At 32.4% G+C, this 26,306-nt stretch carries 23 protein-coding genes, 2 tRNA genes and 1 rRNA gene; 20 read left to right on the plus strand and 6 right to left on the minus strand.

Translation table 11 applies throughout. The annotated features are described in order from the left end of the window. Positions 1–206: 206 nt before the first annotated feature. The 5 genes from rrf (at position 207) to B0A81_RS03115 (ending at position 1,619) form a co-directional block, all read left to right on the plus strand. Positions 207–316, plus strand: a 5S ribosomal RNA gene (rrf, locus tag B0A81_RS03095). Positions 317–385: 69 nt separating this feature from the next. Beyond that, positions 386–458: transfer RNA gene (locus B0A81_RS03100), tRNA-Phe, on the plus strand. 6 nt (positions 459–464) lie between these two features. Continuing rightward, a tRNA-Leu gene (locus tag B0A81_RS03105) sits at positions 465–550 on the plus strand. Between the two features lie 167 nt (positions 551–717). Next, complete coding sequence (locus B0A81_RS03110; protein WP_089056664.1) at positions 718–1,170, plus strand: DUF1569 domain-containing protein; 453 nt, start codon at positions 718–720, stop codon at positions 1,168–1,170. Between the two features lie 14 nt (positions 1,171–1,184). Then, complete coding sequence (locus B0A81_RS03115; protein WP_089056665.1) at positions 1,185–1,619, plus strand: nuclear transport factor 2 family protein; 435 nt, start codon at positions 1,185–1,187, stop codon at positions 1,617–1,619. 7 nt (positions 1,620–1,626) lie between these two features. Here B0A81_RS03115 and B0A81_RS03120 read toward each other — a convergent pair whose 3' ends face one another. Together B0A81_RS03120 and B0A81_RS03125 are read right to left on the minus strand one after the other, a co-directional pair. After that, on the minus strand, positions 1,627–2,271 hold the full coding sequence (locus B0A81_RS03120) for an endonuclease III domain-containing protein (protein ID WP_089056666.1): 645 nt from the start codon (positions 2,269–2,271) through the stop codon (positions 1,627–1,629). Positions 2,272–2,319: 48 nt separating this feature from the next. Beyond that, on the minus strand, positions 2,320–3,186 hold the full coding sequence (locus tag B0A81_RS03125) for an alpha/beta fold hydrolase (RefSeq protein WP_089056667.1): 867 nt from the start codon (positions 3,184–3,186) through the stop codon (positions 2,320–2,322). 121 nt (positions 3,187–3,307) lie between these two features. On the opposite strand from B0A81_RS03125, the gene B0A81_RS03130 reads away from it, so the two are divergent. The 6 genes from B0A81_RS03130 to B0A81_RS03155 all read left to right on the plus strand — a co-directional run bounded on the left by B0A81_RS03130 (position 3,308) and on the right by B0A81_RS03155 (position 12,960). Continuing rightward, the gene (locus B0A81_RS03130; RefSeq protein ID WP_089056773.1) at positions 3,308–4,735 is read left to right on the plus strand and encodes a glycogen synthase; all 1,428 of its coding nucleotides are present in this window, start codon (positions 3,308–3,310) and stop codon (positions 4,733–4,735) included. After that, positions 4,725–6,005: a glucose-1-phosphate adenylyltransferase gene (locus tag B0A81_RS03135; RefSeq protein ID WP_089056772.1), complete on the plus strand. Its 1,281-nt coding sequence runs from the start codon at positions 4,725–4,727 to the stop codon at positions 6,003–6,005. Before B0A81_RS03130 ends, B0A81_RS03135 begins: the two co-directional genes overlap by 11 nt. 54 nt (positions 6,006–6,059) lie before the next feature. Continuing rightward, the gene (gene glgB / locus B0A81_RS03140; RefSeq protein ID WP_089056668.1) at positions 6,060–7,964 is read left to right on the plus strand and encodes a 1,4-alpha-glucan branching protein GlgB; all 1,905 of its coding nucleotides are present in this window, start codon (positions 6,060–6,062) and stop codon (positions 7,962–7,964) included. 201 nt (positions 7,965–8,165) lie between these two features. Further along, on the plus strand, positions 8,166–10,565 hold the full coding sequence (locus B0A81_RS03145; protein WP_089056669.1) for a glycoside hydrolase family 31 protein: 2,400 nt from the start codon (positions 8,166–8,168) through the stop codon (positions 10,563–10,565). An 85-nt stretch (positions 10,566–10,650) separates the two neighbouring features. Beyond that, positions 10,651–11,460 carry a M48 family metallopeptidase gene (locus B0A81_RS03150; RefSeq protein ID WP_089056670.1) on the plus strand — a complete coding sequence of 270 codons (810 nt, stop codon included), beginning with the start codon at positions 10,651–10,653 and terminating at the stop codon, positions 11,458–11,460. 180 nt (positions 11,461–11,640) lie between these two features. After that, positions 11,641–12,960 carry an MFS transporter gene (locus B0A81_RS03155; protein ID WP_089056671.1) on the plus strand — a complete coding sequence of 440 codons (1,320 nt, stop codon included), beginning with the start codon at positions 11,641–11,643 and terminating at the stop codon, positions 12,958–12,960. A gap of 85 nt (positions 12,961–13,045) precedes the next feature. Here the strand turns inward: B0A81_RS03155 and B0A81_RS03160 are convergent, their stop codons facing one another. The 4 genes from B0A81_RS03160 to B0A81_RS03175 all read right to left on the minus strand — a co-directional run bounded on the left by B0A81_RS03160 (position 13,046) and on the right by B0A81_RS03175 (position 16,018). Further along, positions 13,046–13,771 carry a head GIN domain-containing protein gene (locus tag B0A81_RS03160; RefSeq protein ID WP_089056672.1) on the minus strand — a complete coding sequence of 242 codons (726 nt, stop codon included), beginning with the start codon at positions 13,769–13,771 and terminating at the stop codon, positions 13,046–13,048. A gap of 18 nt (positions 13,772–13,789) precedes the next feature. Next, the gene (locus tag B0A81_RS03165) at positions 13,790–14,851 is read right to left on the minus strand and encodes a DUF4097 family beta strand repeat-containing protein (protein WP_089056673.1); all 1,062 of its coding nucleotides are present in this window, start codon (positions 14,849–14,851) and stop codon (positions 13,790–13,792) included. Further along, positions 14,835–15,371 carry an anti-sigma factor gene (locus tag B0A81_RS03170; protein WP_089056674.1) on the minus strand — a complete coding sequence of 179 codons (537 nt, stop codon included), beginning with the start codon at positions 15,369–15,371 and terminating at the stop codon, positions 14,835–14,837. Before B0A81_RS03170 ends, B0A81_RS03165 begins: the two co-directional genes overlap by 17 nt. 92 nt (positions 15,372–15,463) lie before the next feature. Then, on the minus strand, positions 15,464–16,018 hold the full coding sequence (locus B0A81_RS03175) for an RNA polymerase sigma factor (RefSeq protein WP_089056675.1): 555 nt from the start codon (positions 16,016–16,018) through the stop codon (positions 15,464–15,466). 263 nt (positions 16,019–16,281) lie between these two features. Here B0A81_RS03175 and lon point away from each other — a divergent pair, with 263 nt between their 5' ends. The 9 genes from lon to rpsA all read left to right on the plus strand — a co-directional run bounded on the left by lon (position 16,282) and on the right by rpsA (position 26,201). Beyond that, complete coding sequence (gene lon, locus B0A81_RS03180) at positions 16,282–18,735, plus strand: endopeptidase La (RefSeq protein ID WP_089056676.1); 2,454 nt, start codon at positions 16,282–16,284, stop codon at positions 18,733–18,735. 156 nt (positions 18,736–18,891) lie between these two features. Next, positions 18,892–19,911: a type IX secretion system protein PorQ gene (gene porQ, locus B0A81_RS03185; RefSeq protein WP_089056677.1), complete on the plus strand. Its 1,020-nt coding sequence runs from the start codon at positions 18,892–18,894 to the stop codon at positions 19,909–19,911. 5 nt (positions 19,912–19,916) lie between these two features. Beyond that, positions 19,917–20,516, plus strand: a complete 600-nt coding sequence (locus tag B0A81_RS03190; RefSeq protein ID WP_089056678.1) for a murein L,D-transpeptidase catalytic domain-containing protein — start codon at positions 19,917–19,919, stop codon at positions 20,514–20,516. Positions 20,517–20,614: 98 nt separating this feature from the next. Then, on the plus strand, positions 20,615–21,220 hold the full coding sequence (locus B0A81_RS03195) for a murein L,D-transpeptidase catalytic domain-containing protein (RefSeq protein ID WP_089056679.1): 606 nt from the start codon (positions 20,615–20,617) through the stop codon (positions 21,218–21,220). Between the two features lie 34 nt (positions 21,221–21,254). Continuing rightward, the gene (cmk, locus tag B0A81_RS03200; RefSeq protein WP_089056680.1) at positions 21,255–21,947 is read left to right on the plus strand and encodes a (d)CMP kinase; all 693 of its coding nucleotides are present in this window, start codon (positions 21,255–21,257) and stop codon (positions 21,945–21,947) included. A gap of 69 nt (positions 21,948–22,016) precedes the next feature. Further along, a complete protein-coding gene (locus B0A81_RS03205; protein ID WP_089056681.1) occupies positions 22,017–23,393 on the plus strand; it encodes a nucleoside permease in 1,377 nt (458 codons plus the stop codon). A gap of 123 nt (positions 23,394–23,516) precedes the next feature. Continuing rightward, positions 23,517–23,849 (plus strand): type II toxin-antitoxin system RelE/ParE family toxin, encoded by a 333-nt coding sequence (locus tag B0A81_RS03210; protein ID WP_089056682.1) that lies wholly within the window; start codon positions 23,517–23,519, stop codon positions 23,847–23,849. A gap of 10 nt (positions 23,850–23,859) precedes the next feature. Further along, complete coding sequence (locus B0A81_RS03215) at positions 23,860–24,186, plus strand: helix-turn-helix domain-containing protein (RefSeq protein WP_089056683.1); 327 nt, start codon at positions 23,860–23,862, stop codon at positions 24,184–24,186. A gap of 236 nt (positions 24,187–24,422) precedes the next feature. Further along, complete coding sequence (gene rpsA / locus B0A81_RS03220) at positions 24,423–26,201, plus strand: 30S ribosomal protein S1 (RefSeq protein WP_068840655.1); 1,779 nt, start codon at positions 24,423–24,425, stop codon at positions 26,199–26,201. Positions 26,202–26,306 lie beyond the last annotated feature (105 nt).

The raw sequence follows: 26,306 nt of genomic DNA on the forward strand, positions 1-26,306 counted from the left end.
AAAGGCAGTAATGTCATAGTCGAGTAGTACTAATAATCCGTAAGCTTATGTACACCCTTTTCCCCGCTTCGGCGGGGAAGAAACTTTCTAAAATAGTAAATAAAAGTACTTTTCTTTATCTCAGTATGTTAAGATATTTTTTTTAATTATCAATTGTTCATAATGAATTGTTAGTTAAAAAAGTTGCCTAAAGCAACTAACAACCTTAAGGTGGTTATTGCGGCGGGGCTCACCTCTTCCCATCCCGAACAGAGTAGTTAAGCCCGCCTGCGCAGATGGTACTGCAGTTATGTGGGAGAGTATGTCGTCGCCTTTCTTTTGAAAACCCTATTTCCTCGAAATGGGGTTTTTTATTCAAATTTTGCTTAATTTTTTAAGCAAAAAAGGTACCTTAGCTCAGATGGTAGAGCAATGGACTGAAAATCCATGTGTCCCTGGTTCGATCCCTGGAGGTACCACATAATGCTCGGATGGTGAAATTGGTAGACACGCTGGACTTAAAATCCAGTGAACAGCAATGTTCGTGCGGGTTCAAGTCCCGCTCTGAGTACTAAAACTTCAATTAGCTTTTGCTAGTTGAAGTTTTTTTTTGATATAAAACGCCGGTTTTATTTACTACTATTAGTATAATTTAAATTATGATTGATTAAATAGGTACTTTGTACATAATTTTTATATTTTTACTTTACATATTTAACTATATACTGTTTTTTAATCATGCAAAATGTTTTTTCAAAAGAAGATTGTGATCAGTTTATTAATAGAATCAATCAGCTTAAGCCTGATTCGAAAGGGCTTTGGGGTAAAATGTCTGTCGATCAAATGCTTGCGCATTGCAATGTGTCGTACGAAATGGTTTATGAAAATGTTCATCCAAAACCAAACGGTTTTATTAAGCTTATTTTAAAATTATTGGTTAAAAATAAAGTGGTTGATGATAAACCATATCCTAAAAATAACCAAACGGCGCCGCAATTTATAATTAAAGGAAATCGTGATTTTGAAGCTGAAAAGGAAAGACTGATATCTTATTTGGTTAGAACTCAGTCTTTAGGAATAAATGAATTTGAAGGTAAAGAATCGCACTCTTTTGGAAAATTGACTTCGAAAGAATGGAATAATATGTTTGCAAAACATTTAGAGCATCATCTTTCGCAATTTGGAGTTTAAATAGAATAAAATTTATGAGAAGTTTTATTGTTATAATTGCTTTATTCCTTGGGGGAGTATCTAATGCTCAAAAGCAAGAAGTTCAAAAATGTATTGATGTATTTTTTGAAGGATTTCATCAAAAAGATACTTTTAAGTTGAAATCAGTTTGTGGAGATAAAGTTATTTTGCAATCAATAAGCGAAAGTAAGAGCAAAGGCAATAAATTGACAAATGAAAGTGCAAAAGACTTTTATAAATCTATTGCTTCAATTCCAGAGGCTACTAAATTTCAGGAAAAAATATTGAGTTATAATATTCAAATTGATGGAGCAATGGCACATGTCTGGGCGCCTTATGAATTTTATATAAATGATAAATTAAGTCATTGCGGCGTAAACACTTTCACATTATTTAAAGAAAAAGATAATTGGAAGATTGTTTATTTAATTGATACGAGAAGAAAGTAGTTTTTTTTTAGATTACTTCTTGCAAATAGTAGTGACATACATCAGCTATAAGGCATTCTTCACATTTAGGTTTTGGTCTGCAGGTTTCTCTCCCAAGAAAAGAAATCGCCATGCCAATTTCAGACCAAATATTTTTTGGTAGTATTTGCATGAGATCCTTTTCTACTTTATTTCCGTCTTTACTTTCTTTAATAATTCCAATTCTTGGAGCCACTCGAATTACATGTAAATCAGCAATAATGCCCTCAGCTGGCTTATTAGTTTCTCTTAAAATTACATTTGCAGATTTTCTTCCAATTCCTTTTAAGGCTGTTAAGCCACTCATAGTTAATGGAATATTATTGTCTTCTTGAATAGTTTTTGCAATTTCTAAAAGCCAGTTTGCTTTTGTCTGGAAGTTTCGAACTTTACTGATATAAGGAATGAATGTTTCTAAATCTGTTTTTGAAAGACTATTTAATGAAGGAAATTTATCAAATAGAGCAGGTGCTATTTTATTAATATTAGCATCAGAATCTTGTGCTGATAAAACAACCATAACCAATAATTGGTAAGCGTTCTTATATTCTAAAGGATGTTTCTTCCCTTTATATTTCTCTAGAATGGGTTCTAATTTAGTTTCCCAATTTGATGTTTCTCCAAATAAATCCATTTTTTTCTTTTTTTGAATTAAGCAGGTAAAACGTTTATTCTTATAAAATTAAGAGTTTTTGATGAATTCTAAAGTCTTTTTAATTACATTTTGATTTCCTAGAATTTTTCTATGTCCTAAACCATCTGTTAAGAATAATTCTCCATTTTCAAGATTTTGATGAATATGAATTCCAGCTTTTACAGGCACTTCAGGATCATCATTATCGTGTATAACCAAAACTGGTATTTTTACTTTTTGAGCAGCTCTGTAAGCTGAAAAATTATCCATTTTCACTTGATATTTATTCTCAAAAAACTCGCGAAGATGTTCGCTGATAGCTTGTTTTAAACCTAATTTAGCAACAAAATCATCTAGAATATCCTGAACAATATCTCCGCTTCCAATTACAATTGCTTTTTTAACCTGCAAGCCGTCTTTAATTGCATTTAATACCGACATTCCGCCTAAAGAATGACCAATTGCATATTCAAATGGACCATATTGTTTTTCTATTTCTAGTATAGAAGCGATAAATTCAGACATTATCGTCGTATTTCCTTTTGATTTTCCATGTGCAGGAGCATCAAAACTTACTACGGAGTAACCATTATCTAAAAGTTCGTCGGCTATTTTAAACAATTGGGTGCCGCGTCCTGACCATCCATGAACTAATAAAATTTTGCGTTCACTTTTGCCGTACTCATACGTAACAACACTTTTGTTTATTTCTGGAACATAGATTAAGTTTTGGATGCTTTTTTTATCCATCTCAAATTCTCGTTTTGGAACCTTATGTTTTATGGGTGTTGTAAATAATTTTGCGGCATATGATGTTACTAGTTTAGATGAAATTAAAGCACAAATTTTACACGATACAATAATAAACTGTGGAATTTTTAATGATTTAGTAGGATTGTTTGTCTTTTTTGACATATCAATAAATTTTACTTGTGGGCTTAATTCTGTTTATTTTTTGCTAAATTTAAAAAACATAAAAGTAGCTATTTATATAGGACTGCTGAAAAATAATTCACAATTTGTTATAATTTTTAACATGGAAATATTTCATATTAGTGCCGAATGTTATCCAATGGCAAAAGTTGGCGGTCTAGCTGATGTTGTTGGAGCATTGCCAAAATACCAAACTAATGCAGGTCATCAGGTACGAGTAATTGTTCCTTGTTATGATACTAAGTTTAGAAAAGAGAATGACTTTGAATGTGTTCATTGGGGCACAGTTAAACTTGGGAATTTTAATTTCCCATTTAGTATTCTGAAAGAAACAACTAACAAATTGGGGTATGAGTTATACCTTGTAGAAATAAATGAATTATTTGATCGCCCTAATGTTTATGGTTATGAAGATGATATAGAACGTTTTTTAGCTTTTCAGATAGCAGTTTTAGATTGGATAATTTGTCGAAATACAGTTCCAGATGTTATAAATTGTCACGATCATCATACTGGATTAATTCCGTTTTTAGTTCAATTTGCGTACAAGTATGATAGTTTGAAGAATGTTAAAACGGTAATTACAATTCATAATGGTTTGTATCAAGGCTGGTTTGGATTTGATAAGCTGCATTATTTACCAGAATTTGATTTAAAGCATGTTGGATTTTTAGAATGGAACAATTCTATTAATTCATTGGCAGTTGGTGTAAAATGTGCAAATGCTGTAACGACAGTGTCTCCAAGTTATTTAAATGAAATTAATCATGCCGCTAATGGTTTGGAATCTTTGTTCAAGTCAGTCCGCAGTAAATCGAGGGGAATTTTAAATGGAATTGATATAGAAGTTTGGGATCCTTTAAAAGATCAAATGATTACCGCAAATTATTCTATAGAAACTTTTGAAGCGGGAAAACAAAAGAATAAGGAAAAACTTTGCGAACAGTTTGATTTAGATCCTGAAAAACCGCTATTTAGTTTTATCGGCCGTTTGTTTGAGGAAAAAGGAGGTGATTTATTACCCCAAGCTTCAGCTTTAGCATTATCTGAAAATTTTGAAAATATTAATATTCTGATTTTAGGATCTGGAAATGCTGTTATAGAAGAGCAGTTGGTGCAATTAAGAAACGATTATAATGGTAATTACAATGTTTTTATAGGTTATAACGAAGAATTAGCGCATTTGATTTATGCAGGTTCAGATTATATTTTAATGCCTTCTAGAGTTGAGCCTTGCGGATTAAATCAAATGTATGCGATGCGTTATGGAACAATTCCGATAGTTAGGAGAACTGGAGGATTAAGAGATACGGTTGCTGATTTTGGAGATGAAGGAAACGGAATTTGCCATGATCAGGCTTCAGTTGGAGATATCTGTTATTCTATAAATCGGGCTGTAAAGCTGTACAATAATAAATTAAATTTCAATAAAGTTTTAGAAAGAGGAATGGCTGCTGACCATTCCTGGGAAAGAGTTTGCCAAGAATACATCGAGATATACAACCTAATAATTGAGAAAAATGAAATTTAAAAAGAAAAATGTAGTTGCTATTATTTTAGGAGGAGGACAAGGATCACGTTTATTTCCATTAACCGAAACGAGATCAAAACCTGCAGTGCCAATTGGCGGAAAATATAGATTAGTCGATATTCCAATTTCAAATTGTATTAATTCGGATATTTTTAAAATATTTGTTCTAACACAGTTTAATTCGGCATCTTTAAATGCGCATATCAAGAATACCTTCAATTTTAGTATTTTCAGCCAGTCGTTTGTAGATATTTTAGCAGCCGAACAAACTCCAGATAACCCAACATGGTTTCAAGGAACTGCAGATGCTGTTAGACAATGTATGTCTCATTTTTTAAAACACGATTTTGATCACGCGTTAATTCTTTCTGGCGATCAATTGTATCAAATGGATTTTAATGAAATGCTGGAGGCTCATATTGCAGCCGATGCGGCTATTTCGATTGCAACTCTTCCTGTAAATGCTAAAGATGCTCCGGAGTTTGGAATTTTAAAAACGAATCATGAAAGTTGTATTGAAGCTTTTATCGAAAAACCAGATCCATCATTATTACCAGATTGGGAATCTGAAGTAAGCGAACAAATGCAGGAAAAAGGTAAAAAGTATCTTGCCTCAATGGGAATTTATATTTTTAATAAGCCATTGTTGGAAGAATTAATGGCGAATCCAGAAACAAAGGATTTTGGAAAAGAAATTATTCCGCAAGCCGTTGGAAAGCATAAAATTCTAAGTTATCAATATGAGGGTTATTGGACTGATATTGGAAATATCGAATCCTTTTTTGAAGCAAATATTGGTTTAACTGCTGATATTCCAGAGTTTAATTTATTCGATAATGAGAATAAAATTTTTACGAGACCTAGATTATTGCCGCCGTCGAAATTTAGAAATTCAATTGTCGATCAATCCTTAATTTCTGAAGGCTGTATTATTAATGCAAAAGAAATTAAAAGTTCTGTAATTGGTATTCGTTCTAGAATTGGAGTAGGAACGGTACTTGAAAATTGTTATGTTATGGGGAATGATTTCTATCAGGATCTTGACGAACTAAATCATGAGAGTACAATTAATAAAATTCATGTTGGTATTGGTGAAAACTGTTTTATAAAGAATGCTTTAGTCGATAAAAATGTTAGAATTGGAAACAATGTTCATATTAGCGGCGGAAAACATCTAGAAAATTTCACCAATGAATTGTACAGCATAAAAGACGGAATTGTTGTAATTAAAAAAGGCGCAGTTCTTTCTGATAATTTCAGAATAGAATAAATTATTAAATAAGTTTCCAATAAAAATAAATTCCAATTGCCTTAAAAAACAAATATGACAAAAGTAATTACACATTCTCTATTTACTGATTTTGATATTGATTTATTCAAAGCTGGAAAGCATTTCAAATTGTATGAAAAGCTGGGAGCTCATTTAATTGAAGTTAATGGAGTAAAAGGAGTTTACTTTGCCGTTTGGGCTCCAACTGCGCAGACAGTTTCGGTGGTAGGCGATTTCAATTATTGGACTCAAGGAGAACATGTTTTAAATGTGCGTTGGGATTCTTCCGGTATTTGGGAAGGTTTCATTCCAGAAATTACAAAAGGAGCTCTTTATAAATATAAAATTCAGTCAAATATTGACGGAATTGTAACTGAAAAAGCAGATCCATTTGCTCTGTATTGTGAGAAGCCGCCGCATACGGCATCAGTAGTATGGGATTTGGAATACAAATGGAAAGACGAAAACTGGATGCAGAATCGTAAGCAGAATAATGCGTTAGACAAACCTTATTCTGTTTACGAAGTGCATTTAGGTTCATGGAAACGTGCCGAGAATAACCGTTTTTTAACTTATTTGGAGCTTGCTGATGATTTAGTTAAATATGTTAAAGAAACTGGTTTTACTCATGTTGAGTTCATGCCAATAATGGAGTATCCTTATGATCCTTCGTGGGGATATCAGTTAACTGGATATTTTGCGCCAACATCGCGTTTTGGTAAACCGCAGGACTTTATGGTTTTAGTTGATAAACTGCATCAAGAAGGAATTGGAGTAATTTTAGATTGGGTTCCATCACATTTTCCAGATGACGCTCACGGTTTAGGCTTTTTTGATGGATCACACTTGTACGAACATCCAGATCGCCGAAAAGGATATCATCCTGATTGGAAAAGTTTGGTTTTTAATTATGGGCGAAATGAAGTTCGAGCCTTTTTGATTAGTAATGCTGTTTTTTGGCTTCAGAATTATCATGCCGATGGTTTAAGGGTTGATGCCGTTGCTTCAATGTTGTATCTTGATTATTCAAGAGAAGATGGAGAGTGGGAACCTAATATTTTTGGCGGAAGAGAGAATCTAGATACCATTAGTTTTCTAAAAGAGTTCAACGAAGTAATTTATGCTAATTTTGATGGAGTACAAACTATTGCCGAAGAAAGTACTTCGTTTTCAATGGTTTCTAGACCAACTTTTACAGGTGGTTTAGGTTTTGGAATGAAATGGATGATGGGTTGGATGCACGACACTTTAGAGTATTTTCAAAAAGAAACAGTTTACAGAAAATACCATCAAAATGATTTAACTTTTTCGATGACGTATGCTTTCACCGAAAATTTCATGCTTCCGTTTTCGCACGATGAAGTAGTTTACGGAAAAAAATCTCTTATCTATAAAATGCCTGGCGATGAATGGCAGCGATTTGCCAATTTGAGATTATTGTACGGATATATGTTCACGCATCCTGGAGCAAAATTATTGTTTATGGGTGCAGAATTTGGTCAAACGAGTGAGTGGAATTTTGAGAATAGTTTAGATTGGCATCTGCTTCAATATGATTTTCATTCCGGAATAAAAAAACTAATTACAGATTTAAATCTGCTGTATAAATCATATCCTGCTTTATACGAAAAGCAATTTACAGTCGAAGGCTTTGAGTGGATTAATTACTCAGATCATCAAAATGCCGTTTTGTCCTATATTCGAAAAGGAAACAAACCTGACGAAAATGTTATTGTGGTTCTTAATTTTACACAGATTGTACGTGAGAATTATAGAATAGGAGTGCCAAAGAAAGGAAAATTACAAGAAATTTTTAACAGCGATGCAGCAGTTTATGGAGGAAGCGATGTTGGAAATTCTAAAGTATTAAAAACAGATGCAATACCATATGACGGAAGAGAATTTTCTGTTGAATTAATTCTGCCGCCTTTAAGTATTACTGTTTTTTCTTTTGCATAAAAATAAGGCAATTAAAATTTTACAGTTATTTTATTATTATTTCGTTCTTAAATTATCAAATTGATGATTTTTTGAGAGGAATTCTAATACCCATTCAGAAAAAACGTTTTCGTGAATAAACCTTTTATTCATAGGGCTTTATAAACTTTTTTTGTAAGTTTGAAAGAGCGTTAACGTTATATAATTAATTCATTTGGAGATATGATTACAAACACGGCATTAGAATACAAAGGCGATTTATATCCATCAAAAATCGTCTCTTTTCAACACGAAGGCGATTCCATTTTTTTTAATACAGATAATAAAGTAATCTTAAAAGTCACTATCCTTAGAGATAGTTTAATTCGATTTCGCTTTACAACAAAAGGGTATTTCAGCAACGACTTTTCGTATGCAATTGATAAATCCCAACTTCATGGTTATAATTTTCTTGAACTAACAGAAGAAGAAACTTATTTTCAAATTAGAACCAGTAAAGTAAAATGTAAAATTCAAAAATCAGATCTTCGTTTATCGATTTACGATTTGAATGATTTTCTAATTCTTGAGGATGAGCTTGGTTTTCATTGGGAAGAAAGCTACGAATATGGTGGAAATATCGTAAAAATGAGTAAATCATCTAAAGATGGTGAATGTTTTTACGGACTTGGAGACAAAGCAACTCAAATGAATTTAAAAGGCAAAAGAGTAGAGAATTTTGCAACTGACCAATATGCTTATCAAAAAGAACAAGACCCGCTTTATAAAGTAGTTCCTTTTTATATAGGTTTACATAACAAACAATCCTATGGTATTTTCTTCGACAATACATTTAGAACTTTCTTTGATTTTTGTCAGGAAAGGCGAAATGTAACTAGTTTTTGGGCAGAAGGAGGTGAAATGAATTATTATTTCATTTATGGGCCGCAAATGCAGGATGTGGTGACCAATTATACAGATTTAACTGGTAAACCAGAACTTCCGCCGCTTTGGGTTTTAGGATATCATCAATGTAAATGGAGTTATTATCCTGAAAGTAAAGTAAAAGAAATCACTTCAAAATTTAGAGAACTTAAAATTCCGTGTGATGCCATTTATTTGGATATTGATTATATGGAAGGATTTCGATGCTTTACATGGAATAAAAATTACTTTCCAGATCCCAAAAGAATGGTTGCCGAACTAGCCGAAGATGGTTTTAAAACGGTAGTAATTATAGATCCGGGAATTAAAATTGATCAAGATTATTGGGTTTATAAAGAAGCTTTAGAGAAAGATTATTTCTGTAAAAGAGCCGACGGACCTTATATGAAAGGAAAAGTATGGCCAGGCGAATGTAATTTCCCAGATTATACAAACCCAGCAGTTAGAGAATGGTGGGCAGGATTATTTAAGGAATTAGTTGCCGAAATTGGAGTAAAAGGAGTTTGGAATGATATGAATGAACCAGCTGTTATGGAAGTTCCAAATAAAACATTTCCAATGGATGTTCGCCATGTTTACGACGGAAACCCTTGCAGTCATAGAAAAGCACATAATATTTACGGAACTCAAATGGCAAGAGCGACCTATCATGGCGTAAAGCGTTTTGCTTATCCTAAACGTCCCTTTGTTATTACAAGGTCAGCTTATTCAGGAGCACAGCGTTATACATCATCTTGGACAGGAGATAACGTAGCAACTTGGGAACACTTATGGATTGCTAATATTCAGGTACAAAGAATGTCAATTTCAGGAATGGGATTTACAGGTTCTGATATTGGTGGTTTTGCCGAGCAGCCAACAGGCGAATTGTATGCACGCTGGATTCAGTTAGGCGTATTTCATCCGTTTTGCAGAACACACTCTTCAGGAGATCACGGTAATCAAGAACCTTGGGCTTTTGATGAAGAAGTGATTAATATTACTAGAAAATTTGTAAGCTTACGTTATCAATTACTTCCGTATTTATATACCATGTTTTGGCAGTATATCGAAGAAGGAATTCCAATGTTGAAACCATTAGTTTATTTCGATCAAGATGATACACAAACGCATTATCGCAACGACGAATTTATCTTTGGAAATCAAATATTAGTCTGCCCAATTCTTGAGCCAAACGCAGTAGGAAGACGTATGTATATTCCAAGAGGAGAATGGTATAATTACTGGACAAATGAATTTTCAGTTGGAGGACGTGAAGTGTGGATTGATACTAAATTTGATGAGATTCCAGTTTTTGTAAAAGCAGGTGCAGTAATTCCAAAATATCCAGTGCAGCAATATGTTGGAGAATTAGAGTTTGATGAATTAACACTTGATGTATACTATAAAAACGGCAAAGAAAAATCAGTAGTTTATGAAGATGCACAAGATGGTTATGATTATAAAAAAGGGCGTTACAGCTTTCTATCTTTTAGAACCGTAGGAAAAGAAAAAGAATTGATTATTCAGCTTCATAAAGAAGGTAAATATGATACGCCTTACAGCAAATACAAAATAAACTTGATTGGATTACCATTTAAAGTGAGTGAGATTGAAATTGACAATGAAAAAATACAATTTGATAAAATTGCTTTTGAATCCAATCAGTTTTTAATTGTTGAAAAAGGTTTTAATGAACTTCACATAACTGGAGAATAAGTTAATTCTGATAAATTAGTCAATAATTATATAAAAGCGAAATTAATAATTATTGTATTTTTGTATGTTGAAAAATATCAGAATCATGAAAAAGCAATTATTACTAGGGTTATGTGCGGCTCTTTTTGTTGGATGTGCAACCAATCCAGTGACCGGAAAAAAGAATTTAAATTTCGTTTCAAATAGCGAATTATTTCCCTCTTCTTTTCAGCAATACAGTCAGTTTATTTCTGAAAATAAAGTAATAACAGGAACAGCCGATGCAAAATTAGTAGAGAAAGTTGGTATTAAAATAAAAGCTGCGGCCGAAAAATACTTAACCTATTTGGGACAATCTCAATATCTAAAAGACTACCGATGGGAATATAAATTGGTAGATAATAAAGAGGTAAATGCTTGGTGTATGCCAGGAGGGAAAATCGTAGTTTATTCAGGAATTTTGCCAGTTACACAAAATGAATCTGGTTTAGCAACTGTTATGGGACACGAGGTTTCGCACGCTTTGGCTAATCATGGAGCACAAAGAATGAGTGCAGCACAATTGCAGCAAATAGGCGGAGCAGCATTAGATGCGGCTACAAGCGGTAAATCGCAATCGACAAGAGATATTTTTGCACAAGCATATGGAGTAGGTTCACAAGTAGGAGTAATGCTTCCGTTTAGCAGAAGCAACGAAAGTGAAGCAGATAAAATTGGACTTACTTTAATGGCAATTGCAGGTTACAATCCAGATGATGCCATAGCATTTTGGAGTAGAATGTCGGCAAAATCAGGTGCGTCTGGAACACCAGAATTTATGAGTACGCACCCTTCTGATGCCACTAGAATTGCTAACTTAAAAGCATTAATTCCAGAAGCAAAAGCTACAGCATTGAAAGTTGGAGTTATTAAATAAAAACAAAACACTACAAAGATAATTTGAAAGCTGTCCAGATTTTTGGACGGCTTTTTTGTTTCTATAGATGACATTACACAATAGCCTTGTTTATAATTTATTAATACATGATTTATTGAAATTCTATTTGATTATCATAAAAAAGAGATAAATTCGTAGCCTGTTAACAAAACCATTTCTATGAAAGAATTAAAAAAAGGCGATAAAAAATTGTTAAACGCCTGGGCATTTTATGATTGGGCAAATTCTGTTTATACGCTTACAATAGCATCCGCAGTATTTCCCATTTTTTATGAAGCATTATTTTCAAAAAGAGATCATTACATTGATGTTTTTGGGCTTCATCTAAAGAATTCAGCACTAATTAGTTTTATTACCGCAGCAGCATTTTTAGTTGTTTCTTTTATTTCACCTCTATTATCAGGTATTGCAGATTATGTAGGAAATAAAAAATCCTTTATGAAGTTTTTCTGTTATTTAGGAGCATTATCCTGCATGGGATTATATTGGTTTGAATTAACAGATATTTATATCGGATTGGCATTTTATTTCTTTGGATTATTAGGATATTGGGGAAGTTTAGTTTTTTACAATTCATATTTACCAGATATTGCTTTTGAAGAACAACAAGATAGAATTAGTGCAAAAGGATATTCTTTAGGTTACATAGGAAGCGTTATTTTATTGATTATCAATTTAGCGATGATTATGAAGCCGGAATGGTTTAATATTTCTGGTCCAGAACCAGCAATGAAAGCTATGCGTTATTCTTTTATCATGGTAGGAGTTTGGTGGATATTATTTAGTCAGTATACGTATTATTATTTACCAAAAGGGAGAAAAGAAAAAGGCGAAAAACTAACAAAATCTGTCATTTTTAATGGCTTCAAAGAATTGAAAAAGGTTTGGGGTTTACTGAATGAAAATGTTCCTTTACGACGCTATTTAGGCGGTTTTTTTGTTTCAAGTATGGCTGTACAAACCGTAATGCTGGTTGCAACTTATTTTGGAGCACAGGAAATTCAATGGTCGTCAAAAGAAGAAAGCACTATTGGTTTAATAATTTGTATTTTGATAATTCAGCTGGTAGCTGTTGTGGGTGCGGTTTTAACTTCGAGAGCTTCCGAAAAATTTGGAAATATTCCAACCCTGATTTTTATTAATGCCATTTGGGCAGCTTTTTGCGCCTTGGCTTATTTTATAATATTGCCAATGCATTTTTATGTTATGGCAACAGTTGCCGGTTTTGTCATGGGCGGAATTCAGGCGTTGTCACGTTCGACGTATTCAAAGCTCTTACCAGAAACAGAAGATACAGCTTCGTTTTTTAGTTTTTATGATGTTGCTGAAAAAATAGGAATTGTAATAGGAATGTGTGTTTACGGAATTATCGATCAAATAACAGGAAGCCCTCGTGCAGCAATTGTTATTTTAGCAGTTTTCTTTGTAACATCGATTTTCTTATTAAGAAGAGTGCATAAAAAAGACGTTTTAAATTAATAAAACGCCTTATAAAAATTTAAATGTCACGAATTAGAATTTGTTATTGATTGATGATGAATAAAAATTCGTGACATTCATTGTATCATACTTTTGAAATATTTCCTGATCCAGAAACTTTTACATCACGTTTCTCAGGATTTCCAGTATATTTAATATCACCTGAGCCAGAAACTCGAGCAGTCAAACTTTCGTTACAATTTACTTTACTGTTTCCAGAACCCGAAACATTCACGACTACATTTTTAGATTTTAAAGCGCTTGCATCGATGTCGCCAGAACCTGAAAGTTTTGTAGTAAAGTTATCAGCGTTTCCTTTTAAATTTACATTTCCCGATCCGCTTAAGTTTAATTCAAAAGAATTTGAATCAACCGCTAGTCTAAAATTTCCTGATCCAGAAAGCTTTGCTAAAAACGAATCGTTTTTGATAATATCTTTTGATTTAATATTTCCAGAACCAGAAAGAGTCAGCTCTGATATTTTCTCAAACGGAATTGTTACTTCAACTTTTTTGCCTATACTAGAACGGATGTTAGTGTTTTTCTTTGTATAAATTTTTAAAGTATTTTCTTCAACTTCAACTATCATTGCAGATAGAATATTTTCTTCACCTTTAACGATAATTTTCCCTTCTTTTCCAGCAACCAAATCAACATCAAAAGAGCCTGCAATTTTTATTGCATCATAGCCGGCTGTTGATCTTGTTTCAGTAACAACTTTACCGTTTCCGTTTATTTTTTCAGATTGCGCATTAGCCATAAAACCAATTAAAAATGCACCACAAGCTACTAATAGAGATAATTTTTTCATTTCTTTAAATTTTTATGATTATTGTTTTTTGTTTAATGTTACGTTTCCGTAATTAGAATTAATAGTAACCTTATTTTGACCTTTCTTTTTATTAAACCCGCTGATTCTTTTACTTGTATTTTTAGTTTCATTGACCAAAACATCTAGAGAATTGTCGCTTTTGATGCCTCCGTATCTTGTATTAATATCAAAATCAAAAGAATAGTTCATGTCATATCCCAAATAAACATCAGAATAACCAGAGTTTATATTGACATTATTTGCCTTGCTTGTTATAGTCGAAATATTGATTTTACTATAGTTAGTATCCAAATTAACGCTATTTGAAATCTCACCAATAGATATGGTCAGATAATTTCCTGCACCAGAGAAGGAGTTTATTTTCTGAAATTTAAACGTTCCATAATTACAGTCGTATTTTATGTTTTGTCCTTCAAGAATTACTAAATCTGTATAATTAGTATCTAAATTTAAATTACCTGATTCGTTAATTTTTAATCCAGAATACCTTGCTTCAATATTCCCGTTTTTGATATAATCAATAGTTGAGTTTTGACAATATTCTATTTTTACGTTATTGGTTGAACTGTTTAACTTTCCTAAAGAAATTTTGCCATATCTGCAGGCAATATCTGCAGCTCCAAAAATGTTTTCAGTTGCAATATTTCCGTATTTATTAAGCAGTTTAACAGAGCCGTTTTTCGGAATTTTTATGACATAATTAATTTCAAAACTATTATTGCTCCCTTTGCTTTTATACGAAGAAGTTCCAATTGAAGTTACCGCAGTAACCATTGACTTTAGAGCCGTAATGTTAACATCAATATTGTTTAATTTTTCGTTAACCCAATTTTCATTTGGTCCGTTAACTTTTATCGTGATATCAAGATCTATTTTATCCTCGTCCCAAGTAGAGACAGAGATATTTCCGTATTTGTTTTCAATATCAATACCCGCATTTGAGTTTACGATATATGTTTTTTTAATGTTTTTTTGTTTTGTGATATAAGTACCGTCATTTGAAAAACCTAAAAAAGGAATCAAAAGAAGTAAAAAAAGTAAGTTATAAAGTTTTTTCATGAGAAGTATTTTTTAAGTTTTCGTTTTCTTCGATTCGCTGTAAAACAGTCTGCAAAAAAGAGATTCTGGTTTGCAGGTTGCTGATCATAGCGTAGATAATTTGTTTGTTTTCTCCATTCTTCTGAACCTCTTTAATGATTTTTTCGTAGTCAGCATCAAAGACTTTCATTTGTTTTAAAGCATCATTTATAATTTGCTCATTTTCTGGAGAGTTCTTTTCTTTTAATTTAACCAGCTCATTTTTAATCAAAATACTAAAGATAGAATCCGTGCGTTTTGTCTCATTTGAAGCAAATTTTAGTTCTTTCGGTTTCTCATTATTGTTGTAAAATATTGATACTCCCAAAAACAGAACTATTGAAGCAGCAATTGCCCACACAGCATAATTTTTTCTCTTAGGTTGTTTTTTGTTTAATTTGTTTAAAAAGTCAACTTGATGATCTGAGCTCATTTCGCGAACATCCCATTGGTTTTCAAACTTGTTAAACAATTGATCTAATTCGTCATTTTCCTTTTTCATAATATCCAAAATTTATTTTTTTAGAAGTGTTATATTGTATCGCATTTTATTTACCGGCGTTTGTGTACACAAACATTTTTTAAACGGCGATCTCATAAATCTTCTAATTTTTTTCGTAAACTTTCTTTAGCTCTGCTCAACGTTGTTCTGCAATTAGCATAACTAATATTTAAAATTTCACAGATCTCTTCCTGATCGTAACCTTCAATATAAAATAAGGTTAGAACCATTCGGTAATTATCTTTTAAGCCTGAAATTGTGTCTAAAACCTGTTGCACTTTAAGAGAATTGAGATCGATGTTTTCAGATAAAATAGAATTATCTTCTTCAATCTTATAAAGTGTTTTGTTCAGGTCTTCCATTTGGAAAGCATTGTTTTTTTTGTAAAAATCAATACTATAATTAATTACAATTTTTTTGAGCCAAGCTCCAAACGCTACTTCCTGTTTGTAATCGTTAATCTTTGTAAAAGCTTTCAAAAAACCTTCCTGCATGACGTCTTGTGCAAAATGTTCGTCCTTTACAATTCTATAAGCTACGTTGTACATAGCTTTAGAATAGCGGTTGTAAATTTCGAATTGAGCCTTTTGATTATTGTTTTTACAAAGTGCAATTAATTCTTCGATATTTTGATTAGTTATACTCAAGTAATGGTTGCTAGTTTTTTATAAGGACGGTGCTTTTTTTTGTTTGTTACAGTTTTATAAAAATAATTTTATTTTTTTTAGAAATAAATGCAAATACTAGTTAAAATATAAAATTCAAAACTGACTATTTTGGATTTGGCATAATGATTGTCTAATTTTATGGCCTATCTTGTAACTGCAGTACTTAATAGAAATTATAATCTTTTATGCTCCATTTGCAATTTGGATTAAACTTTTAATGACAAAACGACTTATATATTATTATGTCAAATCATAAAATACTCACTATTGACAATCTGTCACTTCAAGAATTTGATTCAGAAGCAGAATTAATTCCATTATTAACTCCAGAGGACGAGGAGGAAATGAACAACGAAGAACTTCCTGTTTCGCTTCCAATTTTGCCATTACGTAATACCGTTTTATTTCCAGGCGTTGTAATTCCAATTTCTGCAGGAAGAGACAAATCAATTAAACTGATAAATGATGCCAATGCAGGCGGAAAAATTATTGGTGTAGTTTCTCAAATTAACGAAGAAGACGAAGATCCATCAAAAGATGATATTCATAAAATAGGAACTGTAGCACGAATTTTACGTGTTTTAAAGATGCCTGACGGAAATGTAACCGTTATTTTACAAGGAAAAAAACGTTTTGAAATTGACGAAGTTGTTTCAGAAGAGCCTTATATAACTGCTACAATCAAAGAAGTATCAGAAGAACGTCCAGACGAAAATGACACCGAGTTTACTGCGATCTTAGATTCTGTAAAAGAATTGGCAATTCAAATTATAAAAGAAAGTCCAAATATTCCATCAGAAGCGACATTTGCGATAAAAAACATTGAAAGCCAGTCGTTTTTGATCAATTTTGTTTCTTCGAATATGAATTTATCCGTAAAAGAAAAACAAGGTTTGTTATCTATTAACGGATTAAAAGACAGAGCTCTTGAAACTTTACGTTATATGAACGTTGAGCTGCAAAAGCTGGAATTAAAAAATGACATCCAGTCAAAAGTTCGTTTTGATTTAGATCAGCAGCAGCGCGAATATTTTCTTCACCAGCAAATGAAAACCATCCAAGAAGAATTGGGAGGTGTTTCGCAGGAAGAAGAAATGGACGAAATGGGGCAGAAGGCGAAAACCAAAAAATGGGACGAAAAAACGCAGAAACATTTCGAGAAAGAATTATCTAAAATGCGCCGCATGAATCCACAATCTCCTGATTTTGGAATTCAGCGTAACTATTTAGAGTTGTTTTTAGAATTGCCTTGGGGCGAATATTCTAAAGATAAATTTGATTTAAAACACGCTCAAAAAATATTAGATAAAGATCACTTTGGTCTTGATGAAGTTAAGAAAAGAATGATTGAGCATTTGGCAGTTTTAAAATTGCGAAATGATATGAAATCTCCAATTATATGTTTAACAGGGCCTCCAGGAGTTGGAAAAACTTCTATCGGGCGTTCAGTTGCAGAAGCCTTAGGTCGTGAGTATGTTCGTATTTCATTAGGTGGTTTACGTGACGAAGCGGAGATTCGCGGGCATAGAAAAACATACATCGGTGCTATGCCGGGAAGAATTATTCAGAGTTTGAAAAAAGCAGGAACATCAAATCCGGTTTTCATTTTAGATGAAATCGATAAGTTATCAAACGGAAACAGCGGCGATCCTTCATCTGCATTATTAGAAGTTTTAGATCCAGAGCAAAACAATGCTTTTTATGATAATTTCCTAGAGATGGGATATGATTTATCTAAAGTTATGTTTATTGCTACTTCAAACAATATGGCGGCGATTCAGCCTGCATTGCGTGATAGAATGGAAGTTATAAAAATGTCTGGTTATACAATTGAAGAAAAAGTAGAAATTGCTAAAAGACATCTTTTTCCAAAACAATTAGAAGCACATGGATTAACTTCTAAAGATCTAACTATTGGAAAAAAACAATTAGAAAAAATTGTTGAAGGTTATACAAGAGAATCAGGTGTTCGTAACTTAGAAACTAAAATTGCTCAAGTAATTCGTAACGCAGCAAAAGCTGTTGCGATGGAAGAGGAGTATAACAAAAAAGTTACAGACGAAGATATCGTAAAAGTTTTGGGCGTACCAAGATTAGAGCGTGACAAATACGAGAATAATGATGTTGCAGGAGTTGTAACAGGTTTAGCGTGGACAAGTGTTGGAGGAGATATTTTATTTATAGAATCATTGATTTCTGAAGGAAAAGGTGCTTTGACCATTACAGGAAACCTTGGTAATGTAATGAAAGAATCTGCTACAATTGCTCTGGAATACATCAAAGCAAATGCTAAAAAGTTAGGTTTAGGAATTGAGTTATTTCAAAAATACAATATTCACTTGCACGTGCCGGAAGGAGCGACCCCAAAGGATGGTCCAAGTGCAGGTATTGCAATGCTGACTTCATTAGTTTCGTTATTGACACAAAAGAAAGTGAAAAAAAATCTTGCTATGACAGGAGAAATTACACTTCGCGGTAAAGTATTACCAGTTGGCGGAATTAAAGAAAAAATCTTAGCAGCAAAAAGAGCAGGTATTAAAGAAATCATTTTATGTCACGAGAATAAAAGTGATATTGATGAAATTAAAGCAGAATATCTAGAAGGACTTACTTTTCATTATGTAAAAGAAATGAGCGAAGTATTGGCATTAGCACTTACAGATCAAAATGTAAAAAATGCCAAAGTATTGAAATAAAAACTTCAAATTGAAGTATTAAATTATTTAAAATCCAAATTCCAATTTTTAATTAAGATTGGGATTTGGATTTTTTTTAAATGTAGTTTATTTTTTTAGGTTTATAATTTTACCTTCGCAACTGCGTTATTCCCATATAGGAACGCCAAGAAAAGAATGCTAAAACATTTTGTTTTATTTTTTGTGATATTCGTTTGTTCGGTTTCTTTCGGACAAGTTGGCGGGCGTTACACCTATCAATTTTTAAATTTGACAGCATCACCTAGGCAGGCGGCTTTAGGAGGTAAAACGATCACTATTTATGATGAAGATGTTAATCAGGCAATGTCTAATCCTGCAGTTTTAAACGACGAAATGGATAATCACTTGGCTTTAAATTATGGAAATTACTACGGACAAGCTTCTTATGGAAGTGCTTCGTATGCTTATACCTATGACCGACACGTGCAAACATTTTATGCCGGAGTTAATTATGTAAACTACGGATCATTTGAAGGTTACGATGAAAATGGGCAGTCAACATCGGATTTTAGAGGAAGTGAAGGTGCATTATCGCTGGGATATGCCTATAATGTTCCGTATACAGATCTTCATATTGGAGCTAATGTTAAGTTAATAACTTCAACTTTAGAGAGTTATAATTCTGTTGGAGGTGCTATTGATTTAGGTTTTTTGTATATATTTGAAAAAAATAACGTAAATTTGGCTCTAGTAATCCGTAATATTGGTACACAATTTACAACCTACTCAGGAATACAGGAAAATTTGCCCTTTGAAATTACTGCAGGAGCATCGCAAGAATTAGAACATATTCCTATTCGCTGGCATCTTACATTAGAGAATTTGCAACAATGGAATATTTCATTTTCGAATCCCGTTCGAGGTGAAACTAATATCGATGGATCGACAAGCAGCGAGAAAGTTTCGTTTGTTAATAACGCTTTAAGGCATGTTGTTTTTGGTGTGGAGCTATTTCCCAAAAAAGCAATAAATCTGCGTTTAGGATATAATTTTAGAAGAGGGGAAGAATTACGAGTAGAAGAAAAACGTAATTTTTCAGGAGTTTCATTAGGATTTGGTCTGAAAATGAATAAATTAAAATTTAATTATTCATATTCGAGATACACATTGGCGGCGAATACAAGTCTTTTTGGTCTAATTTTAAATTTTCAATAATTTGTATGAAAATATTTAGTTTATTTTTGTTTATGACTGTGGGGTTTTTTACGGGCACAAACCATTACTTCAAAGAAGAATCTATTACCAGTTTAGAAATTGAAAGAATCAACAGCAGAATAGGCGATATAAGAAACATGATTACTATCGATAAAAAGTACAATACAAAAATTGCTTTTTTGATTGATATGAAAGTGCCTTCTGGAAAAAATCGCTTCTTTGTATACGATTTAGAAAACAACAAGGTTTTAGATCAAGGGCTTGTTGCGCATGGTTCTGGTTCAGAAACTGGAATAAAAGGGTTGCTTAGATTTAGTAATACACCAAACTCCAATTGTACTGCGTTAGGCAGATATGTTGTTGAAAAATGCTATAAAGGGATTTTTGGAAAAGCATATCGATTAAACGGTTTAGAAGAATCTAACAATAATGCTTTAAAAAGAGCAATTGTTTTACATTACTATTCTGCGGTTCCTTATGACGAACAAGATTATTATATTAGTAATAGTCACGGTTGTCCAATGGTGAACGAGCAGTTCTTTAAACGAATTGAAAAAATAATTGATAGTTCTAAGTCGAATATTATCTTAGATATTTATTATTAAAATAATAGTTACCAGTACTTTAAAAAGTATAGTCCTTTTATAATTGTAAACAATTGTGTTTTCGATTTTAAAAGGATTTTTTTTTGCCTTAGTTATTTATGAAAAAGATATTATTTGTCGCAGTTTTCATTCTCTTAGCATTTGCGGTTTATAGATTTGTTTGCAGAAATGAGAATCTGAAAGAAAAAGAGAAAAATGAAGAAAGATTTAGTTCTCAGGTAAATGAAATTAAAAAGTTGCTTAAGAAAGATTCGAAATACAATCAGGATATAGTGTTTTTAATTGATATGAAAATACCTTCAGGTAAAAATCGATTCTTTGTTTATGATTTAAAAACAAATAAAATTATAGATCAAGGTTTGGTAGCTCATGGTTCAGGTTCTGAAACAACAACGAAGGGGAAACTTAAATTTAGTAATGTGCCAAATTCCTTAAGTACTTCATTAGGCAGATATTCGATAGGAAATTCTTATGTTGGTAAGTTCGGAAAAGCATATAGACTACATGGTTTAGATTCAACTAATAGTAATGCTTTTAAGCGAGATATTGTTTTTCATTACTATTATGATGTTCCGTATAAAGAGAAAGATGGTTACATTTGTAACAGCTTTGGCTGTCCAATGGTCAATAAGAAATATTTTGAAAGAATGGCTGAAATTATAGATAACTCAGAATCTGATATTTTAATGAGTATTTATTACTAGAGGCTTTTAGGAATAAAAATTAAAACATAAAAAATTGAAAAAAATTACAATTGCTATCGACGGATTTTCATCAACAGGAAAAAGTACATTAGCAAAACAATTGGCAAAAGAACTTGAATATGTATATGTAGATACTGGAGCAATGTATCGTGCGGTAGCTTATTTTGCTATGCAGAATAAGTTTATTGGAGTTGATTTTTTTGATAAAAATGCTTTGATAAATGCTTTGTCAAAGATTCAGTTAGAATTTAAATTTAATACGGAATTAGGTTTTGCCGAAATGTATTTGAATAATGAAAACGTTGAAAAACAAATACGAACTATTGAAGTTTCAAATTATGTGAGTAAAGTGGCAGAAGTTTCGGAAGTGCGTGCTAAATTAGTAGAGCAGCAGCAGGAAATGGGAAAAAATAAAGCAATAGTAATGGACGGAAGAGATATAGGAACTGTTGTTTTTCCTAATGCTGAACTTAAAATATTCATGACTGCCAGTGCCGAAACTCGCGCACAAAGACGTTTTGATGAATTGCAGCAAAAAGGAGATAATGTTTCGTATGAAGATGTTTTAAAGAATGTGGTTGAAAGAGATTATATTGATACACACCGTGAAGATTCTCCTTTGGTGATAGCAGATGACGCAATAGAAATAGATAATTCTTACTTAAATAAAAAAGAGCAGTTTGAGTCCGTTTTAGAATTGGTAAATGATGCTTTAAAAACCATTTAATTTTTTGTAGATATTATTTTTAATGGTAGTTTTACCGCTTCATTTTTACTAAAAAGACAATTTCATCATATGGGAATTAAAAATAGATTAATTGTAATGAGCTTTCTTCAGTTTTTTGTTTGGGGAGCTTGGCTTATCACAATTGGAAATTATTGGTTTGGAACCAAAAATTGGGAAGGAACACAATTTGGTTTAGTATTTGGAACCATGGGAATTGCTTCTTTGTTTATGCCAACTTTAACTGGAATTATTGCCGACAGATGGGTAAATGCCGAAAAATTATATGGTGTTTTGCATATTGCTTATGCGGCAGTTTTATTTGGAATTGCTCATGTGACTACTCCAGATAATTTTATTTATGTAATGTTTGCGGCAATGTGCTGTTATATGCCGACAATTGCATTAAGTAATTCAATTTCTTACACTTCACTGAAGTTGAATAATAAAAACATTGTAAAAGATTTTCCGCCAATTCGTGTTTGGGGAACAATTGGTTTTATTGCCGCAATGTGGATTACTAATTTAAGCGGAAGTAAAGCAACTGAATATCAGTTTTATATTGCTGGAATTGGGGCTTTAATTTTAGGAATTTATGCTTTTACATTACCAAAATGTGAGCCGCAGCGTTTAACTAAAGAAGACGCTTCGTTAACCGAAACTTTGGGCTTAGAAGCTTTTAAATTATTTGGTAATTATAAAATGGCTTTGTTTTTTGTTTTTTCTATGTTTTTAGGAGGAGCACTTCAATTGACAAATGCGTATGGAGATGTGTTTTTAGATGAGTTTAAACATTTTCCAAAATATGCTGATTCTTTCGTGATTCAGTATTCGACTATTATTATGTCGATCTCTCAAGTTTCTGAAACGTTGTTTATCTTGGCGATTCCGTTTTTCTTAAGACGTTTTGGAATCAAACAAGTGATGCTTATTAGTATGCTGGCTTGGGTTTTACGCTTTGGATTATTTGCTTTTGGAGATCCTGTTGGCGGATTATGGATGATTATTATGTCTTGTATCGTGTACGGAATGGCATTTGATTTCTTTAATATTTCAGGTTCATTATTTGTAGAAAGTAATACAGATTCTAAAATACGTTCTTCTGCACAAGGTTTGTTTATGATGATGACCAATGGAGTAGGAGCGGTTTTAGGAAGTTTAACTTCTGGTTGGGCGATTGATCGTTTCTTTACAAAATCATTCACCAATACTACTGAATTAGCAGGTTTTTTACAAACTGATGTAACAAATTCTAAGATGTTAGAATTTGTAAAAGGTCAAGGAAATTCGATTTCGACAGATGGAATTTTTGCTAATCCGATTTTGATGAAAGATTGGCATACGATCTGGCTTTCATTTGCGGCTTATGCTTTGGTTATTGCAATTGCTTTTGCTGTGTTGTTTAAACATAAACATGATCCGAAAGAGATTGAGAATTTGAGTCATTAAGATTCTAGTTTTTAGATTTTAAAAGATCTAAGGGCAAAAAGGAATAATCTAATAAAATAAAAAATACCACAAAAGTTTCCATTGTTGGAAACTTTTGTGGTATTTTTGTTATACATAAGTTTGATGAAATACTTTGAAACAAAATTTTTGGAAGAAGCTGATGAATTTATTTCTAGGCTTGACCGAAAAATAATTGCTAAAATCTTATATAATATTGATTTGGCTGAAAAAAATCATGATCCAAGATTGTTTAAAAAGCTTAAAGATGATATTTGGGAGTTCAGAATTAAATTTAGCGGTTTGCAAATAAGATTTTTAGCTTTTTGGGATAAAACTGACAATAAAGAGACTTTAGTTTTTGCGACTCATGGTTTTGTGAAAAAAGTTGATAAAGTTCCAACAAAGGAAATTGAGAGAGCAAATAAAATTAGGTTGAATTATTTCGAGAATAAATAAAATTTAAAAAATGGCAAAAGCAACAGTAAAATCATATTCTCTTTCTGAAATGAAAGATAAATATATTGGTGAAATAGGAACTTCAGAAAGAGATCAGTATGAATATGAGCTTAATATGGAGATTCTGGGCAGAATGATTAAAACTGCTAGAAAAGAACGAAATCTAACTCAGGAACAATTAGGAGAGTTAATAGGAGTTAAAAAAGCGCAAATTTCAAAACTAGAAAGCAGTATAAATAGCGCTACAATTGATACTATAATTAAAGTTTTTAAAGCTTTGAAGGCAGAGATAAGTTTTAATGTAAAGATTGAGAATCAAAATTTGCAGGTTTCGTAAGATTGTAGCGGATAGCGGGACTTCAGGTCTTGAAAAACCCAAAAACGTCTGCTTCCGAGCAATTGATTGATAATCATTTGAATTTATTTTGTAAGTACAGAAATTTGTAGTAATTTTGCAAACCTTTTGGCAGAGAAGAGTTTCCATTAGGTATCAACCATTTATGTAAAACAACTTCTGTTTTTTCTATCGCTTTGAGAAACTCAAGAAAAACAGAATACAAATTTTTTATCAGCATGTCTGAACAATTAAAATCACAAGAAGAGTTTTTAGCAAATTTTAACTGGCATAACTTCCAAGAAGGAATTGATGCAGTAGATGAGAAAAACTTACAAGAGTTTGAAGAACTAGTATCAAAAACTTTCATCGCTACAGATCAAGAAGAAGTAGTTGAAGGAGTTGTTGTTAGAATTACAGATAGAGACGTTATCGTTGATATCAATGCTAAATCTGAAGGTGTTATTTCTTTAAATGAATTCCGTTACAACCCAAACTTAAAAGTAGGTGACAAAGTTGAAGTATTAATCGACATCCGTGAGGACAAAACAGGTCAATTAGTATTATCTCACAGAAAAGCACGTACTATCAAATCTTGGGATAGAGTTATTGCAGCTAATGAAACTGGAGAAATCGTTAACGGTTTTGTTAAATGTAGAACTAAAGGAGGTATGATCGTTGACGTATTCGGTATCGAGGCGTTCTTACCAGGATCTCAAATTGACGTTAAGCCAATTAGAGACTACGATGTATATGTAAACAAAATGATGGAATTCAAAGTGGTAAAAATTAACCACGAATTCAAAAACGTTGTTGTATCTCACAAAGCTCTTATCGAGGCTGATATTGAAGTACAGAAAAAAGAAATCATCGGTCAATTACAAAAAGGACAAGTATTAGAAGGTGTTGTTAAAAACATTACTTCTTATGGTGTGTTCATTGACTTAGGTGGTGTTGACGGATTAATTCACATTACTGACCTTTCTTGGAGTAGAATCAATCACCCAAGTGAAGTTCTTGAATTAGACCAAAAATTAAACGTTGTAATCCTTGATTTCGATGATGAGAAAACAAGAATTCAATTAGGATTGAAACAATTAAACGCTCACCCATGGGATGCTTTAGATGCTAATTTAACTATTGGTGATAAAGTAAAAGGTAAAGTAGTTGTAATCGCTGATTACGGTGCATTTATCGAAGTTGCTGAAGGTGTTGAAGGTTTAATCCACGTTTCTGAAATGTCATGGTCAACTCATTTACGTTCTGCACAAGATTTCGTAAAAGTTGGAGATGTTGTTGAAGCTGTTATCTTAACTTTAGATAGAGATGACCGTAAAATGTCATTAGGTATCAAACAATTGACTCAAGATCCATGGACTGATATTACTTCTAAATACCCAGTAGGTTCTAAACATACAGGTATCGTTAGAAACTTTACAAACTTTGGTATTTTCGTAGAATTAGAAGAAGGAATTGATGGATTAATCTACATTTCTGACCTTTCTTGGACTAAGAAAATCAAACACCCATCTGAGTTTGTAAACGTTGGTGAAAAACTTGATGTAGTTGTATTAGAATTAGATGTTGAAGGACGTAAATTATCTTTAGGTCACAAACAAACTACTGCTAATCCTTGGGATCAATACGAAGATTCTTTCGCTGTAGGAACTATCCACAACGGTGAGATTTCTGAAATCGTTGACAAAGGAGCTACTGTAGAATTCGGAGATGATATCGTTGCTTTCATTCCAACTCGTCACCTTGAAAAAGAAGACGGAAAGAAATTGAAAAAAGGTGATACTGCTGATTTCAAAGTAATCGAATTCAACAAAGAATTCAAAAGAGTAGTTGCTTCTCACACTGCTATCTTCCGTGAAGAAGAAGAGAAAAACGTGAAAGCTGCAACTGAAAATACTTCATCTAACTCTACTACAAATGCACCAGCTGCAACTTTAGGAGATAACAATGATGTATTAGCTGCATTAAAAGCTAAAATGGAAAAAACTGAGAAAAAATAATTCTTAAGTTTCCTCTAAATAGAAAGTCCCACAGTAATGTGGGACTTTTTTTTGTCTTATTGTTTCAGTTTTTTTTGTTTCAAGTTTCAAGTTGTCACGCTGAGC

This window comes from Flavobacterium plurextorum (assembly GCF_002217395.1).
GTDB classification, from domain to species: Bacteria; Bacteroidota; Bacteroidia; order Flavobacteriales; family Flavobacteriaceae; genus Flavobacterium; species Flavobacterium plurextorum.